Source organism: Streptomyces sp. JNUCC 64 (assembly GCF_054484115.1).
In genome coordinates, this window is sequence record NZ_CM137015.1 from 5,371,767 (window position 1) to 5,386,672 (window position 14,906).

General features: G+C 73.3%; 15 protein-coding genes. 11 read left to right on the forward strand and 4 right to left on the reverse strand.

Annotated features, from left to right (window positions below; genetic code table 11):
- Window positions 1–5: 5 nt before the first annotated feature.
- The gene (locus ACVWNX_RS22325; protein ID WP_454409359.1) at window positions 6–431 is read left to right on the forward strand and encodes an ATP-binding protein; all 426 of its coding nucleotides are present in this window, start codon (window positions 6–8) and stop codon (window positions 429–431) included.
- A gap of 323 nt (window positions 432–754) precedes the next feature.
- Here ACVWNX_RS22325 and ACVWNX_RS22330 read toward each other — a convergent pair whose 3' ends face one another.
- Window positions 755–1,333, reverse strand: a complete 579-nt coding sequence (locus tag ACVWNX_RS22330) for a hypothetical protein (RefSeq protein ID WP_454409360.1) — start codon at window positions 1,331–1,333, stop codon at window positions 755–757.
- Between the two features lie 211 nt (window positions 1,334–1,544).
- Here ACVWNX_RS22330 and ACVWNX_RS22335 point away from each other — a divergent pair, with 211 nt between their 5' ends.
- Both ACVWNX_RS22335 and ACVWNX_RS22340 read left to right on the forward strand, forming a co-directional pair.
- Window positions 1,545–2,243: a DUF998 domain-containing protein gene (locus ACVWNX_RS22335; protein WP_454409362.1), complete on the forward strand. Its 699-nt coding sequence runs from the start codon at window positions 1,545–1,547 to the stop codon at window positions 2,241–2,243.
- Window positions 2,244–2,447: 204 nt separating this feature from the next.
- A complete protein-coding gene (locus tag ACVWNX_RS22340) occupies window positions 2,448–3,050 on the forward strand; it encodes a dihydrofolate reductase family protein (RefSeq protein ID WP_454409363.1) in 603 nt (200 codons plus the stop codon).
- A gap of 7 nt (window positions 3,051–3,057) precedes the next feature.
- Here ACVWNX_RS22340 and ACVWNX_RS22345 read toward each other — a convergent pair whose 3' ends face one another.
- Window positions 3,058–3,645 (reverse strand): isochorismatase family protein, encoded by a 588-nt coding sequence (locus ACVWNX_RS22345; protein WP_454409365.1) that lies wholly within the window; start codon window positions 3,643–3,645, stop codon window positions 3,058–3,060.
- Between the two features lie 262 nt (window positions 3,646–3,907).
- Window positions 3,908–5,236 carry a nicotinate phosphoribosyltransferase gene (locus ACVWNX_RS22350; protein ID WP_454409366.1) on the reverse strand — a complete coding sequence of 443 codons (1,329 nt, stop codon included), beginning with the start codon at window positions 5,234–5,236 and terminating at the stop codon, window positions 3,908–3,910.
- Window positions 5,237–5,342: 106 nt separating this feature from the next.
- On the opposite strand from ACVWNX_RS22350, the gene clpS reads away from it, so the two are divergent.
- The 8 genes from clpS to ACVWNX_RS22390 all read left to right on the forward strand — a co-directional run bounded on the left by clpS (window position 5,343) and on the right by ACVWNX_RS22390 (window position 14,448).
- Window positions 5,343–5,660, forward strand: a complete 318-nt coding sequence (gene clpS / locus ACVWNX_RS22355; RefSeq protein WP_454409368.1) for an ATP-dependent Clp protease adapter ClpS — start codon at window positions 5,343–5,345, stop codon at window positions 5,658–5,660.
- 11 nt (window positions 5,661–5,671) lie between these two features.
- The gene (locus tag ACVWNX_RS22360) at window positions 5,672–6,277 is read left to right on the forward strand and encodes a DUF2017 domain-containing protein (protein WP_454409369.1); all 606 of its coding nucleotides are present in this window, start codon (window positions 5,672–5,674) and stop codon (window positions 6,275–6,277) included.
- Window positions 6,278–6,909: 632 nt separating this feature from the next.
- Window positions 6,910–8,385 carry an amino acid permease gene (locus tag ACVWNX_RS22365; RefSeq protein WP_454409371.1) on the forward strand — a complete coding sequence of 492 codons (1,476 nt, stop codon included), beginning with the start codon at window positions 6,910–6,912 and terminating at the stop codon, window positions 8,383–8,385.
- A gap of 165 nt (window positions 8,386–8,550) precedes the next feature.
- A complete protein-coding gene (locus ACVWNX_RS22370) occupies window positions 8,551–8,973 on the forward strand; it encodes a M67 family metallopeptidase (protein WP_454409373.1) in 423 nt (140 codons plus the stop codon).
- 103 nt (window positions 8,974–9,076) lie between these two features.
- On the forward strand, window positions 9,077–9,181 hold the full coding sequence (locus ACVWNX_RS22375; RefSeq protein WP_445401394.1) for a putative leader peptide: 105 nt from the start codon (window positions 9,077–9,079) through the stop codon (window positions 9,179–9,181).
- Between the two features lie 173 nt (window positions 9,182–9,354).
- Entirely contained in the window at window positions 9,355–9,633 is a 279-nt protein-coding gene (locus ACVWNX_RS22380) for a MoaD/ThiS family protein (protein ID WP_454409376.1), read from the forward strand.
- A gap of 5 nt (window positions 9,634–9,638) precedes the next feature.
- Entirely contained in the window at window positions 9,639–10,589 is a 951-nt protein-coding gene (locus tag ACVWNX_RS22385) for a PLP-dependent cysteine synthase family protein (RefSeq protein ID WP_454409378.1), read from the forward strand.
- A gap of 319 nt (window positions 10,590–10,908) precedes the next feature.
- Window positions 10,909–14,448 carry an nSTAND1 domain-containing NTPase gene (locus ACVWNX_RS22390; RefSeq protein ID WP_454409380.1) on the forward strand — a complete coding sequence of 1,180 codons (3,540 nt, stop codon included), beginning with the start codon at window positions 10,909–10,911 and terminating at the stop codon, window positions 14,446–14,448.
- On the opposite strand, the gene ACVWNX_RS22395 is transcribed toward ACVWNX_RS22390, so the two are convergent.
- Window positions 14,449–14,757 (reverse strand): NIPSNAP family protein, encoded by a 309-nt coding sequence (locus ACVWNX_RS22395; RefSeq protein ID WP_454409382.1) that lies wholly within the window; start codon window positions 14,755–14,757, stop codon window positions 14,449–14,451.
- Window positions 14,758–14,906 lie beyond the last annotated feature (149 nt).

Consider the following 14,906-nt stretch of genomic DNA (forward strand, 5'->3'; position numbering starts at 1 on the left):
GGTCCATGGGCCGTACGCACCACCTGCCCGCCGACCTCGCGGTGACCGGCGAATGGTCGATGACCTGTCCGCTGACCCCCCGGGCCGTCGGCCTGGTCCGGCGGCGGTCGGGCCGGGCCCTGGACCTGCTCGGCTGGCCGGGCGACCGGGACGCCGCCGTCCTCGTGGTCTCCGAACTGGCCACGAACGCCGTGGTCCACGCAGCCGCCCCGGCCCGTTCACTGGGGCTGCGGCTCGCGGTGCTCGCCGACGGCGCCCTGCTGGTGGACGTCAGCGACCCGGTGCCCGGTCCGCCGGACGCCCCGGACACGGCGGTGGGGCCGGACGCTGAGGGTGGCCGGGGGCTGGCGCTCGTCCGGGCCCTCGCCGCGCTCTCGTGGCTCCCCGGGGAGAACGGCAAGACGGCCCGCGCGCTCCTGGTGCCCGCGTGACCCGCCGTGAGGGCTCCACGGGACGCGCCACCGACGGGAGCGCACGCCGCTGTGCCTACTGCGCGCACCCCCTGCGCTGGTGGCACCGCCGCGCCCGGCGGCGGTACGACGTCCTGGCCTCCCGGCCGGACGGCGGCGGCCCGTCGGCCCTGCACCGCCGGTGCGCGCGGGCCTGGACGATCGTCTGCGCCGGGTGCGTGACGGCCCGTGTCCTGGGCCGGGCGCTCCACGGCTGCCACGACGCCCGCGTACCCCGTCGGCGCGGCGGATGTGCCTGCTCGTGCCGTGCCCGCCGGGTCCGTCCCGTTCGCCGCCCGTGGCGCTCAGGCCCGTGAACGTCCCCGGGCCTCGTCCCGTCGGCGGCCGGGGGAGGGGGGATTCACGGCCACCGGGCAGGATTCCCACAACTCCGTTCCGGCCGTGAGCAGTTCCCGCACCGCGCGCCGCTCGTCCGGGGTCCACCTCGCGCACTCGCCGTCGAACAGTTTCCGGTAGGCGCTGTTGTGCGCCGGGCCCTGCCGAGGCAGGTCGGCGCCCCCGACCCCCCGGTCCAGGTCCTCGAAGAAGTTCCACGCGTCCAGGACGTCCCGCTGGGGCAGCCGTCGGCGCGCCGGGTCCGCCAGCCAGCGCTGGACGGGGGCGAGGTCGAGGACGTCGGCCCCGGGGACGACGGACTCGCGGCCCCGCCGCTCCGCGTACCGCCGCGCCTGCCGGGCCGTCACGAAGACGGGGACCCGGCGCCGTCCGGCGCCGGGCAGCGTCAGCACCCGGTCGGGGTCCTCACCCGTGCCGCCGACCCACAGCACCAGCGCGCTCCGCCCCCGCCCGCGTATCCGGTACGTGTGCAGTGGCCCCGGCCCGCCCTCGAACACGTCCGCCGTCCTCGTCCCGGTCTCCGTCATGTCCCCACCCTGGCACGGTCGGTGAGGACCGCCGGGGGAATTTCCGGGCGGCGGGTCCACGCGGCGCGCCCGGCGGCGGCGCGCGCTCCGTGCCCGCCCCCGACCCGGTGATGTGACAGGGAATTCGGCCGTTCCCTGTCACATCGGCCGATCGACGTAGAGGTGAGCCCCACAGAAGAAGCCCGAAGCCCGCCTCCCGAAGGAGCCCGCCGTGAACACCACCGCCACCCGCCTCCCGCGTACCGCGGCCACCACCGGCCGGGCCTCCGCCGCCCACCGGCGCGGCGCGGTCGGTACCCGCGAACTGCTCGCCTGCGTCGCCGTCGCCGGTCCGCTGTGGGTGGGCGTGTCCATCGCCCAGGTGCTCACCCGTGAGGGCTTCGAGCCGACCCGGCACCCGCTCAGCCAGTTGGCCACCGGCTCGCTCGGCTGGCTGCAGATCGTGAACTTCGTGATCGCCGGAGTCCTGGCCACCGCCGGCGCGGCCGGACTGCGCCGGGTCATGCGGGGGACGGCGGGCGGCCGTGCGGTCCCACGGCTGGTCCGGACGATCGGCATCGGCATGGTCGCCGCCGGGCTGCTGACGATGGACCCGGCGGACGGCTTCCCCGTGGGCACGCCGGAGGGCATCCCGGAGACGATGAGCTGGCACGCGTACGGGCACATGCTCGCCGGGTCGGTCACCTTCGTCTCGATGATCGTGGCCGGTTATCTGCTCGGCCGGCACTTCTCCCGGCTCGGGAACCGGAAGCTGGCCATCGCCTCCCGGGTCGCCGCCACCGTGAAGCTGACCGGCGACGCCTGGGCGATGAGCGGCGGCCAGGCGGGCCCGGTGACCATAGCCACCGGCACGACCGTGATGTTCGCGCTGCTCGCGTACGTGGCCCTGCACTACCGCCGCACCGTCTGACGACACCGCCGTCCGCCGTCCGCCCGGGGCCCCACGGGCCCGGGCAGGCGCCCCGTCCCGGCCCGCGCGCGTTCGCCGGGCGGGCGGAAGAGACCACCGGGACCGCCGGGCCCTCAACGAACGCGACGAACGCGACGGGCGCGGCGGACCCGGCTGAGCAGTAATCAACAACTAATCAACTGAGCAAGGAAGAGAGACGGTTCGATGCGTATCGTGCTGGGTGAGTTCGTCAGTCTGGACGGAGTCATGCAGGGCCCGGGCGGCCCGGACGAGGACACCGACGGAGGGTTCGTCCACGGAGGCTGGACCCACCCGTTCTTCGACCCGCAGGTGATGGGCGGCGCCCTCGCCGAGTGGGCCGCCGACACCGAGGCCCTGCTCTTCGGGCGCCGCACCTGGGAGGTCATGGCCGCGGCGTGGCCCGGGCGGGCCGGTGACCCCTTCGCCGATCACATGAACTCGGTCCCCAAGCACGTCGTCTCCGGCACGCTGGGCGAATCCGACCTGACCTGGAACAACACCACCCTCATCCCGGGGGACCAGGCGCTGGAGGGGATCCGGAGGCTGCGCGCCACCGAGGGCCGGGACCTGGTGGTGATGGGCAGCCTCTCGCTCGCCCGCACCCTCCTGGCCGAGGGACTGGTCGACGAACTGCGGCTCATGATCATGCCGGTGCTCCTCGGCGGCGGAAAGACGATCTACCCCACCGACGGAGCGCTGCGCGCGTTCGAACTCGTCTCGACCGTGGTCAGCGGCACGGGTGTGCACGTGTGCGTCTACCGGCCGACGACGGCCGCCAGGCCGTAGGGACGGCCTAGGCGACGACGGGCGTCCCGCTCAGGGTGACGCCCGCGTCGCGCAGGTCGCTGAGGGCCCGTTCCGTCGTCGCGGCGGAGACCCCGGCCGTGAGGTCCAGCAGGACGTTCGTCCGGAAGCCCTCGCGGGCCGCGTCCAGCGCGGTGGCCCGGACGCAGTGGTCGGTGGCGACCCCGACCACGTCCACCTCGGTCACCTGCCGGTCGCGCAGCCAGTCGGCCAGGGTGACGCCGTTCTCGTCGGCACCCTCGAAGCCGCTGTACGCGGCGGAGTACGCGCCCTTGTCGAACACGGCCTCCACCGCGCCGGAGGCCACCGCCGGGGCGAAGTTGGGGTGGAAGCCGACGCCCTCGGTCCCGGCGAGGCAGTGCACCGGCCAGGAGTCCACGTAGTCGGGATGGTCCGAGAAGTGGGCTCCGGGGTCGATGTGGTGGTCACGGGTGGCGACCACGTGCCGGTAGCCCGCGGGCGCCTGCCCGATCAGCTCGGTGATGGCGGCGGCCACGTCGGCGCCACCGGTGACGGCGAGACTGCCGCCCTCGCAGAAGTCGTTCTGCACGTCCACGACGATCAGGGCGCGGCGCATGTCGGTTGTCCTTGTCGGTTCGGTCCGGCGGGTCCGGCCGGTGGGGCCGGTCCGGCCGGTCTGCTCGATCGGTCCGGTTGGTCCGGTTGGTCCGGCCGGGGGCCGGGGCGGTCGGTTCCGGTCGGGTGGGGGAGGGGGCGCCGAAGCGTCCGCCTCCCCCGTCCGCGTTCCCCGGAGCCGTGGTCAGGGCGTCCCGCGCGTCACGGGGGCGTCCTGTAGTCGCAGGTACCCCGGGGGCGCCGGTCGAATCACGCCACGCCGCTCAGACGTACTCCGTCGGGATGACGGCGTCCCCCCGGGAGAGCTGGGTGGCCGACAGCGGCAGCGCCGCGCGGGCCGCCGCGTGCCGGTCGCGGACGGTGTCCAGGGGTTCCCGGTGGAGCACCGTGCCGCCCTTGATCAGCTCGACCAGGAGCTGACGGTCCGCGAGGTCGGCGGGGACCGGCCCGGTGCCGATGACCTCGGCCTCCGCGACGCCCAGCGCGTCCCGCCGCCGGGCGGCCCACTTGCGTCCCCCGATCGAGGTCTTCCCGCCGCTGGAGCGCTTGGCGACGGGCACCAGCGGGGCCTTCGGGTCGGCGGAGGCGGCGCGGGCGACCAGCTTGTAGACCATCGAACAGGTCGGGTGACCGGAGCCGGTGACCAGTTGGGTGCCCACCCCGTAGGCGTCGACGGGGGCGGCGGCGAGCGAGGCGATGGCGTACTCGTCCAGGTCGGAGGTGACCACGATCCTGGTCCGGTCGGCGCCCAGCTCGTCCAGCTGCTGACGGACCCGGTGCGCCACGAGGAGCAGGTCCCCGGAGTCGACGCGGACCGCGCCCAGCTCCGGTCCGGCGATCTCCACGGCGGCGCGGACCGCCTCGGCCACGTCGTAGGTGTCCACCAGCAGGGTGGTGCCCGCGCCGAGCGAGTCCACCTGGGCGCGGAAGGCGTCCCGTTCGCTGTCGTGCAGCAGGGTGAAGGCGTGCGCGGAGGTGCCGACGGTGGGGATGCCGTAGCGGAAGCCCGCGGCGAGGTCGGAGGTGGTGGCGAAGCCGCCGATGTACGCGGCGCGGGAGGAGGCGACCGCGGCCAGCTCGTGGGTGCGGCGGGCGCCCATCTCGATCAGCGGCCGGTCACCGGCGGCGGAGGCCATCCGGGAGGCGGCGGCGGCGATCGCCGAGTCGTGGTTGAGGATCGACAGGACGACCGTCTCCAGGAGCACGCACTCCGCGAACGAGCCCTCGACCCGCAGCACGGGCGAGCCCGGGAAGTAGACCTCGCCCTCCGGGTAGCCCCAGACGTCTCCGGAGAAACGATACTCCGCAAGCCATTCCAGGGTCCGTTCGTCCACGATGCCGCGTTCGCGCAGGAAGCCGAGGACGGGCTCGTCGAACCGGAAGTTCTCCACGGCGTCCAGCACCCGTCCGGTGCCCGCGACGACTCCGTAGCGGCGCCCCTCCGGCAGCCGTCGGGTGAAGACCTCGAAGACGGAGCGCCGCTCGGCGGTGCCCGCCGCGAGTGCGGCCTGGAGCATGGTCAGCTCGTAGTGGTCCGTGAAGAGCGCGGTCGACGGCACGTCCACCGGCAGCCCGAGATCCGCAGTGTTCATGACGGCGATGCTACCCCCATTTCGTCAGTTTGACGATTTCGGGAACGGGTGGTCTCCGGCGGCTCCCCGGGGGGCGTTCGTGCGGACGTCCGCGCGAGGTGGCAGCATGGGCGGTGTGACGGCTCCAGCTCCCCTAGAGATCGATAAACCCGAATCGGCGGAAGAGGTGTTCGCCGAACCGGAGCCGGACGTCCCGTGGATCACGCTCGTCCACAACGACCCGGTCAATCTGATGAGCTACGTGACCTACGTCTTCCAGGCGTACTTCGGGTACTCCAAGGACAAGGCCACGAAACTGATGCTGGACGTCCACCACAAGGGCCGCGCCGTCGTCTCCAGCGGAACCCGCGAGGAGATGGAACGCGATGTGCAGGCCCTGCACGGGTACGGGCTGTGGGCCACCCTCCAGCAGGACCGGAAGTAGCGACTGACTCCATGCCAGGACACTTCGAACCGACCCCGGGCGGCGGCGCGGCCGTCGCGCTCGACGAGGTCGAGATCTCCATCATCCGTTCGCTCGCCGTCCAGTTGCTGGAACTGGTCGGCCCCGGCCCGGGCGGCGACGCCCCCGCCGACCCGCTCGCGGAACTCTTCGTGGACGGCCCCACCGAGCCGCCCGCCGACCCGGTGCTGCGACGGCTCTTCCCGGACGCCTACGGCGGCCCCGGCGTCGCCCCCACCCGCCCGGAGGAGGCCGCCGAACTCGTCGAGCGCTCCTCCGAGTTCCGCCGCTTCACCGAGAACGACCTGCGGGCCCGCAAGCGCGAGGACGCCCTCGCGGTGGTCCGCTGCCTGGACGGACTCGACCCGGCCGGGGACGGCGGCGCGGTGCTGCGGCTCACCGCCGAGGACAGCAGACGCTGGCTCGGCGCTCTCAACGACCTCCGCCTCGCGATCGGCGCCCGGCTGGAGATCTCCGACGAGGACGACGCCGACCTGCTCTACCGGCTGCCCGACGAGGACCCCCGCAAGCCGATGGTGATGGCGTACCTGTGGCTCGGCGGACTCCAGGAGACCCTGGTCACCACCCTGATGCCGTGACACGGCGGCGTCGGTGACGCGGTGACGCCCGGCCCCCGCGCCTGCGCCCTGATGCCGTAGGAGCCGCCCCCGCGCCACTGTTCCGCGCCGCGCCCCCGCGCCACCGTGCCGCTGCCCGCTGCCCGCTGCCCGCTGCCCGCTGCCCGCTGCCCGCTGCCCGCTGCCCGCGTCCTCGTGGCCGTCGCGGCTTGTGGGCGCCCCGGCCGTCATCCGCGGTCCGTCACACGGGTCCGGCGGCGATCCAGGGCGCGGGGACCGATGGGACGGGGGAACGGCCGGGACGGGAACGGCCGGAGCGAGGGGTGGTCGAGGCGGGGAACGGCCGGAGCGGCGGCCCGGGAACCGGCGGGGAACGTCGCCACCCGCCCGCCCGCACCCCTCCGCACCCCTCCGTACCCTTCCGCGCCCCGCCGTCCGGGGGTGCCGTGCGGGCCGGGTGTTCGCTCAGCGGGTGCTCAAATCCGCATAACGATCCCGTCACCACCCTCGCGGCGTTTGCCGGGAGAGGGGCCCTTCCTCCGGTTTTCCCTGTGGCGCGGCTCACACGCGCCTCGGTCGATCCCTCCCGGCCGCGTGATAGATCTGCCGGACCCGACGGGCCCCCACTCACCCGGCGAAAGGTGTTCACCACCATGACCTCGACGCAGGTCGGCAAGGACGGCGACGGCGTTCCGCGTCCCCCCACCGGCTCCCCCTCCGTGGCGGACGGCCACGGCGAGGGCTATCAGCGCGGGCTCGGTGCCCGGCAGATCCAGATGATCGCCATCGGCGGAGCGATCGGCACCGGGCTCTTCCTCGGCGCGGGCAAGGCCATCTCCAAGGCCGGACCCAGCCTCATCCTGGCGTACGCCCTCGCGGGCCTCGTCATCTTCTTCATCATGCGGGCGCTCGGCGAACTCCTGATGTACCGACCGGTGTCGGGCTCCTTCTCGGAGTACGCGCGCGAGTTCGTCGGTCCGTTCGCCGGGTTCGTGACCGGCTGGACGTACTGGCTGTTCTGGGTCGTCACCGGCATCACCGAGGTGACCGCGGCGGCGACCTACATGACGTACTGGTGGGACATCCCCCAGTGGCTGTCCGCGCTGGTCTTCACGTTCGTCCTCTACGGGGCGAACCTGATCTCCGTGAAGCTCTTCGGAGAGCTGGAGTTCTGGTTCTCGATGATCAAGGTCACCGCGATCATCGGCATGATCCTCATCTGTGCCGGCATCCTGACCGTCGGCTTCTCGGACGCGGGCGACACCGCGACCGTCGCCCACCTCTGGAACCAGGGCGGCTTCTTCCCCGAGGGCGTCGGCGGCACCCTGATGACCCTTCAGATCGTGATGTTCGCCTTCCTCGCCGTGGAGCTGGTCGGCGTCACCGCGGGGGAGTCCAAGGACCCCGAGAAGAACCTGCCCAAGGCGATCAACACCGTCCCGTGGCGGATCGCCGTCTTCTACGTCGGCGCGCTGATCATGATCCTGTCGGTGGTGCCCTGGACCGAGTTCCAGCCCGGGGTCAGCCCCTTCGTCGCCGCCTTCGAGAAGATGGGCTTCGCGCTCGGCGCCGCCGTCGTGAACTTCGTCGTGCTGACCGCCGCGCTCTCGTCCTGCAACTCCGGGATGTACTCCACCGGCCGCATGCTGCGCGACCTGGCCCTCAACGGCCAGGGCCCGAAGCTGTTCACCCGGCTGACGTCCAACGGCATCCCGCTGGCTGGGACGACGTTCTCCGCCGCGCTGATGATGGTCGGGGTCTGGATCAACTACCGCTGGCCGGGCGAGGCGTTCCACTACGTGGTGTCGTTCGCGACGATCTCCGGCATGTGGGCCTGGATCATGATCCTGGTCAGCCAGATCCGCTACCGGGCCCGCGCCGACCGGGGCGAGCTGCCGCGCTCCTCCTTCCGGGCCCCCGGCGCCCCCTACACCAGCTGGTTCGCGCTGCTCTTCATCGGGCTGGTGATCACGATGATGGCGGTCGACGAGGACGCCCGGATCTCGCTCTACTGCGCCCCGGTCTGGGCGCTGCTGCTCGGCGTCTCCTATCTGGTGCTCAAGCGGCGCACCCCGGACGCGGCGGCGTTCCACCGGGACGGCCGGGGGGCGGGAGCGACCCGCGACTGACCCGAGGCGCGCCCGCGGGGGAGCGGGCTCACCAGACGGCGGCGGGTAGGTGGACGGACCGGCGGCTGGACGCCACAACCCGGTCCCCGCAAGGGTTCTGTCCAACATCCGGTCCCTCCCGTACCGCACTCCGGTACGGGAGGGGCCGCTGCTTATCCTGGGCGCATGCTGACCATCACCCAGGAGCTGCGGGACCGGATCGTGGCCCACGCCCGCGAGGACCACCCCGACGAGGCGTGCGGGGTCGTCGCCGGACCCGTCGGCTCGGGACGGCCCGAACGGTTCATCCCGATGCTCAACGCCGCCCGCTCGCCCACCTTCTACGAGTTCGACTCGGGCGACCTGCTCAAGCTGTACCGCGAGATGGACGACCGCGACGAGGAGCCCGTGATCGTCTACCACTCGCACACCGCCACCGAGGCGTACCCCTCGCGCACCGACATCACGTACGCCAACGAGCCGGGCGCGCACTACGTCCTGGTCTCCACCGCCGACGCGGACGACGCGGGGCCCTTCCAGTTCCGTTCGTTCCGGATCGTGGACGGTGTGGTCACGGAGGAGGAGGTCAGGGTCGTCGAGGCGTACTGACCGGGCGCCCCGCTCCGGGAGTATGTCCGTATCGCGGGCGAAAAACGTCCACGATACGAAACACTCTTCCGGGAGCCGTACCGGGAATCGATACGATGACCGCATGGTTCCCCCTGACGTGAGCGAGAAGACGCCGGGCACGCCGCTGCTCGTGGCGCGGCTGCACGTCGACCTGTGCCGGTCCGACAGCGCGATCTGTCCGTGCTGACCCCCACCGCCGTCCGGCCCTGAGCCCCGGCGGGCGCCCCCGTGGCCGCTGACCGGCGGCTGAGCCCCGGACCGCCCGCCACCACGGCGCCCCGTCCCACCGCCCCACCGCCGAGGTCCGCTCGGTCCGCCGGTCACCCGCTCGCCCTTCGCATCCCGACAGGAGCCCACGCCATGGCCATCGAGGTCCGCATCCCGACCATCCTCCGCACCTACACCAACGGGGAGAAGGCCGTCGAGGGCACCGGTGACACGCTCGCCGCCCTCCTCGCCGACCTGGAGACCCGCCACGCCGGCATCCTGGCCCGGGTGGTGGACGGCGACCAGCTCCGCCGCTTCGTGAACGTCTACCTGAACGACGAGGACGTCCGCTTCCTCGACGGCATCAACACCAAGCTCGCCGACGGCGACAACATCACGATCCTGCCCGCGGTGGCCGGCGGGATGGCCTGACCGGCATGCGCTACGACTCCCCGCTCGCCGCGGTCGGCAACACTCCGCTCGTCCGCCTGCCGCGGCTGTCGCCCTCCGAGGACGTGCGGATCTGGGCCAAGCTGGAGGACCGCAACCCGACCGGCTCGATCAAGGACCGCCCCGCGCTCCACATGATCGAACAGGCGGAGAAGGAGGGGAGGCTCACCGAGGGCTGCACCATCCTCGAACCGACCTCCGGCAACACCGGCATCTCCCTCGCGATGGCGGCCCGGCTTAAGGGCTACCGGATCGTGTGCGTGATGCCGGAGAACACCTCGCGGGAGCGGCGGGAACTGCTCGCCATGTGGGGGGCGGAGATCATCCCGTCCCCCGCGGCGGGCGGCTCCAACACGGCGGTGCGGGTGGCCAAGGAACTGGCGGCCACCCACCCCGACTGGGTCATGCTCTACCAGTACGGCAACCCCGGGAACGCGGGCGCGCACTACGCCACCACCGGGCCGGAGATCCTCGCCGACCTGCCGTCCGTCACCCACTTCGTCGCGGGCCTCGGCACCACCGGCACCCTGATGGGCGTCGGCCGCTATCTGCGCGAGCACAAGCCGGACGTCAAGATCGTCGCCGCCGAGCCCCGGTACGACGACCTGGTCTACGGTCTGCGCAACCTCGACGAGGGGTTCGTGCCCGAGCTGTACGACGCCTCCGTCCTCACCACCCGGTTCTCGGTCGGCTCCGCCGACGCGGTGGCCCGGACCCGGGAACTGCTCCAGCGGGAGGGCATCTTCGCGGGCGTCTCCACCGGCGCCGCGCTGCACGCGGCCATCGGCGTCGGCCGCAAGGCCCTCAAGGCGGGCGAGAGCGCGGACATCGTCTTCGTCGTCGCGGACGGCGGCTGGAAGTACCTCTCCACCGGCGTCTACACGGCCGCCACCACCGAGGAGGCCATCGAGCGGCTGCACGGCCAGCTCTGGGCCTGACCACCCCGCCCCGGGACATCCCCCGGGGCCCCGCTCCACCCCACGGCCCGGCAGGGCGCCCGCTCAGGGCCCCGGCCGGGCCGCGGCCGTTCCCGCGCGGCCTCCCCCGACCAGGCGCCCGCAGCGGGGCACACCGGAACGGGGAAGCGCGAGAGGGGACGGGTACCGCTGCCGTGACTGGTTTTCCCGGTGGTTGTTGAGAACGTCCGGTCGGCCCCGGATGATGTCCACGGGCGTCGGCGGTCCGGCGCCCGGTACCGGTGGCGGCGGAGCGGGGGCGTGGAGTGCTGCGGCGTTTACGGCGCACTGCGGGTGCGTCATGAGGAACCGTGCGCAACTCCTGGTCCAGGTCCTGCTGGTGCTCGTCGCGAGCCTGCTGGGGATCGTCACCAACTACGCCACCAACGCCGACGACGTGCCGTGGCTCCTGCACCTGCTCCAGCGGGTCGCGGTTCCGGCCATCGGGCTGCTGATCGTCACCATGGTGGTGGCGCAGATCGCCGTCCACCGGCTGGAGAACCCCGCGCCCCCGTCGGCGGACTGGCCCCGCGACCGGGTCCCGTACCCCGGGCTGGACGCGTTCGTGGAGGACGAGGCCGCCGTCTTCTTCGGCAGGCAGGCCCAGTCCGAGGACCTGACGCGTCGGCTGCACGAAACGCGGGACCGGCCCGCCGACCGGTTCCTCGTCCTCGTGGGCGCCTCGGGGAGCGGGAAGTCGTCGCTGGTGCGGGCGGGGGTGATGCCACGGGTGCGCGGTCGGCGCTGGGCGGTCCTCCCCGTCTTCTCCCCGGGCCCCAACCCGCTGGCGGCCGTGGCCGCCGCGATCGCCGAGGCGGACGGGCGGCACGAGCCGGTGGGCGCGGTGCTGCGGCGCCTGAGGCAGGACCCCGCCGCACTGCTCGGGGAGCTGTCCCGGCTGCGCGGCGGCGGGTTCCGCCGGATGCTCGTCGTGGTCGACCAGCTGGAAGAGCTGATCACCCTCGCCGGGGAACGGGAACGGAACCAGTTCCTCGAAGCCCTGCGCCTCTGTGTGACCCGGGACGCGAGGATCCGTGTCCTGGCCACCCTGCGCGTGGACTTCCTGGGGCCGCTGCTCGCCACGGGGCACGCCGACCTCTTCCAGCACCCGGTCGCCATCGGCGCGCTCGGCAGGAGTCAGCTCGCCCAGGCGGTCGAGCGGCCGGGCGCCCTCGTCGGCCTCTCCTTCGAGCCCGGCGTGGTGGAGGCCGTCCTCGACGACGCGGGCACCGACGACGCCCTGCCGCTGCTCGCCTATCTGCTGCAGGAGCTGTACTTCGCCTCCGGCCCCGGCCAGACGGTCACCGAGGAGCTGTACCGCGACCACGGCGGTGTGGTCGGGGCCCTCGCCCGGCAGGCCGACCACGTGGTGGCGGACCTCGGGTCCACGGGCGAGGGCGTCGAGTCCGTGCTGCGGGTGCTGCTGAGGTTCGTCACCGTCCGGGGCCAGGAGGTGGCCCGGCGCCGGGTGCCGCTGGCCGAGCTGACGGCGGGGGAACGACGTGTCGTGGACGCCTTCGTCGAGGCCCGTCTGCTGATGTCCGACGTCCGTGCCGGGCAGGAGCCCTACGCCCAGGTCACCCATGAGGCGCTGTTCCGCCAGTGGGCACCCCTGAGGCAGGAGGTCGAGGCCCGTGCGGAACAACTGCGGCGCCGGGCGGAGCTCGAACGGTGGGCGGAGGACTGGGAGCGCTCCGGGCGCGGCGCCGACTACCTGCTCACCGGCGAGCGGCTCGCCCTGGCCCAGCGGTGGCTGCTCGCGCTGCGGGAGACCGGACGGGCGTCGGAGGCGGCGCGGTCACTCGTCGAGTCCTCGCAACGGCGCGACCTCGCGTTCCTGCGCCGGGTTTCGGACGGCATCGGTCAGCACGTCCTCGGCGCCGTGGAGCAGCGGCCCGAACAGTCCCTGCTGCTGAGCCTGGCCGCGCTGGGCGAATGCGCGCCGACCCCGTCCGCCCGGCGCGGCCTGATGACCGCCCTGGCCTCCAGCCATCTGCGCGTCCAGCTCGACGGTCACACCGACACCGTCCGGCACATCGCCTGGTCCCCGGACGGGGCGCTGTTGGCCACCGCCTCCAGGGACGGCACCGCCCGGATCTTCGACGCCGGGTCGGGCCGCTCCGTTCGGGTCCTGCCGTCCGAGGGCGTGATGGTCGAGGGCGTGGCCTGGTCTCCCGACTCCTCCCGGCTCGCCACCACGGGCCGGGACCGCGTCGTACGGGTCTGGGACGTCGCGTCCGGTGCGCCCGCGCGCCCGCTCACCGGTGCCTCCGACATCGGGCGGCAGGTCGCCTGGTCCCCCGACGGCCGGTGGATCGCCGGCAGCTCGCGCGACCGGACGGTACACGTGTGGGACGCCGCGACGGGAGACCTCCGCCACGAGCTGCGCGGACACCGCGACGACGTCTGGGGCCTTGCCTGGTCCCCGGACGGTACACGGCTGGCCTCGGCATCCCACGATCAGACGGCCCTCGTGTGGGACCTGGCCACCGGCACGGCGGTGACGACGCTGTCCGGCCACACCGACTTCGTGGAAGGCGTCGCCTGGTCCCCGGACGGGCGTCTCGTCGCCACCGGCTCCGGTGACCACACCGTGCGCGTCTTCGACGCCGGAAGCGGCGCCCAGCGGCTCCTGGTCCGTGGCCACACGGACTACGTGTGGAACATCGCCTGGTCGCCCGACGGGCGGATGCTCGCCTCGGCCTCCTCCGACCAGAGCGTACGGATCGTCGACGCCCATGACGCGAAGGTCATCGCCGTCCTGCGCGGACACTCCGACACGGTGTGGGGCGTGACCTGGTCGCCCGGCGGCGACCGGCTCGCCACCAGCTCCACCGACGGCACGGGCCGCGTCTGGGACCTGCGCCCCAGCGGCGCCGAGCACCTCCTCCTCCACGGGCACCTCGGTCCCGTGAACCAGGCGGCCTGGTCGTACGACGACACCCGCGTCGCCACCGCCTCGGACGACGGGACGGTCCGGGTCTGGGACGCCGTCACCGGAGCCCCGGCCGCCCCCGTCATCGAACAGACCGACCGGGTGTGGAGCGCCGTCTGGTCGCCGCTCGACGACCGCCTGGCCATCAGTACCCACGACGGGGCGTTCCGTCTCCTCCTGGCAGACCGGGCCAGCGGATTCGACCACCGGGGACCCGTGGTCGAGTCGGTGGCGTGGTCCCCCGACGGCGCCCGCGTCGCCACCGGGGACCACGACGGCGCGGTCCGGGTCTGGTCGGCCCGCACCGGAGTCGAGCTGGTCCGTCTGGAGGGGCACCAGGACTGGGTCGGCGGGGTCGCCTGGTCCGCCAGCGGCCGTCTCCTGGCCAGCGCCTCGGACGACCGCACGTGCCGCCTCTGGGACGTCGCCGAATGCCGACAGCTCACCGTGCTGCGCGGGCACGACAACTACGTCGAGGACATCGCTTGGTCCCCGGGCGAGGACCGGGTCGCCACCGCCTCGGGGGACTGGACGGCCGCCGTGTGGGACACCACCACGGGCCGTCGCGTCGAGGTCCTCAAGGGACACGAGGGCCGCGTCCGAGCGATCGCCTGGTCCCCGGACGGACGGCTCCTCGCCACCGGATCCGACGACCGCACGGTGCGCCTCTGGTCGTCCGCCACGTTCGAGGAGGTCGCGATCGTCGGTGTGCACCAGGACCGGGTGGCCTCGGTCGCCTGGTCCCGGGACGGCACCCGCCTGCTCACCGGCTCCTTCGACGGCACCGCCCGGGTGTGGCCCGCCGAGCCCGACTACGACCGTCTCGAAGCGGAGGCCCGAGGCCGGGTCTTCCGGGTCCTCGACGACGACGAGCGCCGCCACCACATGCTGCCGCCGAACCCGTGATCACCCCTGCGGGTCGACCGTCTCCACCGTGCGGTCATCGGTGCGCACCAGGTACTCGTCCGGGTCGAGGCCCATCGCCTCCCGCTCCGGCGAGGCCCAGTAGAGGGCGTTCCGTTCGGCGAACGTCTCCGGGCCCTCGTACGAGATGAGCCAGAGGAACCGGTTGCGCTCCCGGTCGATCCAGGCACCGCCGATGGCGAAGCCCAACTCCAGGCGCAGCGGCACGATTTCCGTACGCCACCGCTCCACCCATTCGTCGAGCATGCCGTCCCGGACGGTGTAGGTGCGCAGCTGGGTGGTCCTGGGCATACGAGTACCTCCCGAGGTGAGTTCCCGGGTCGCAGCGTACGCGCGGCGAAGCGGCCGGAGCGGTGCCCGCGCCGTGGAACCGGGGTCCGGGGAAGCGTCCGACGGCCCGCCCGGACCCGCCACTGGACCGGGCCGCCCACCTCGGACCG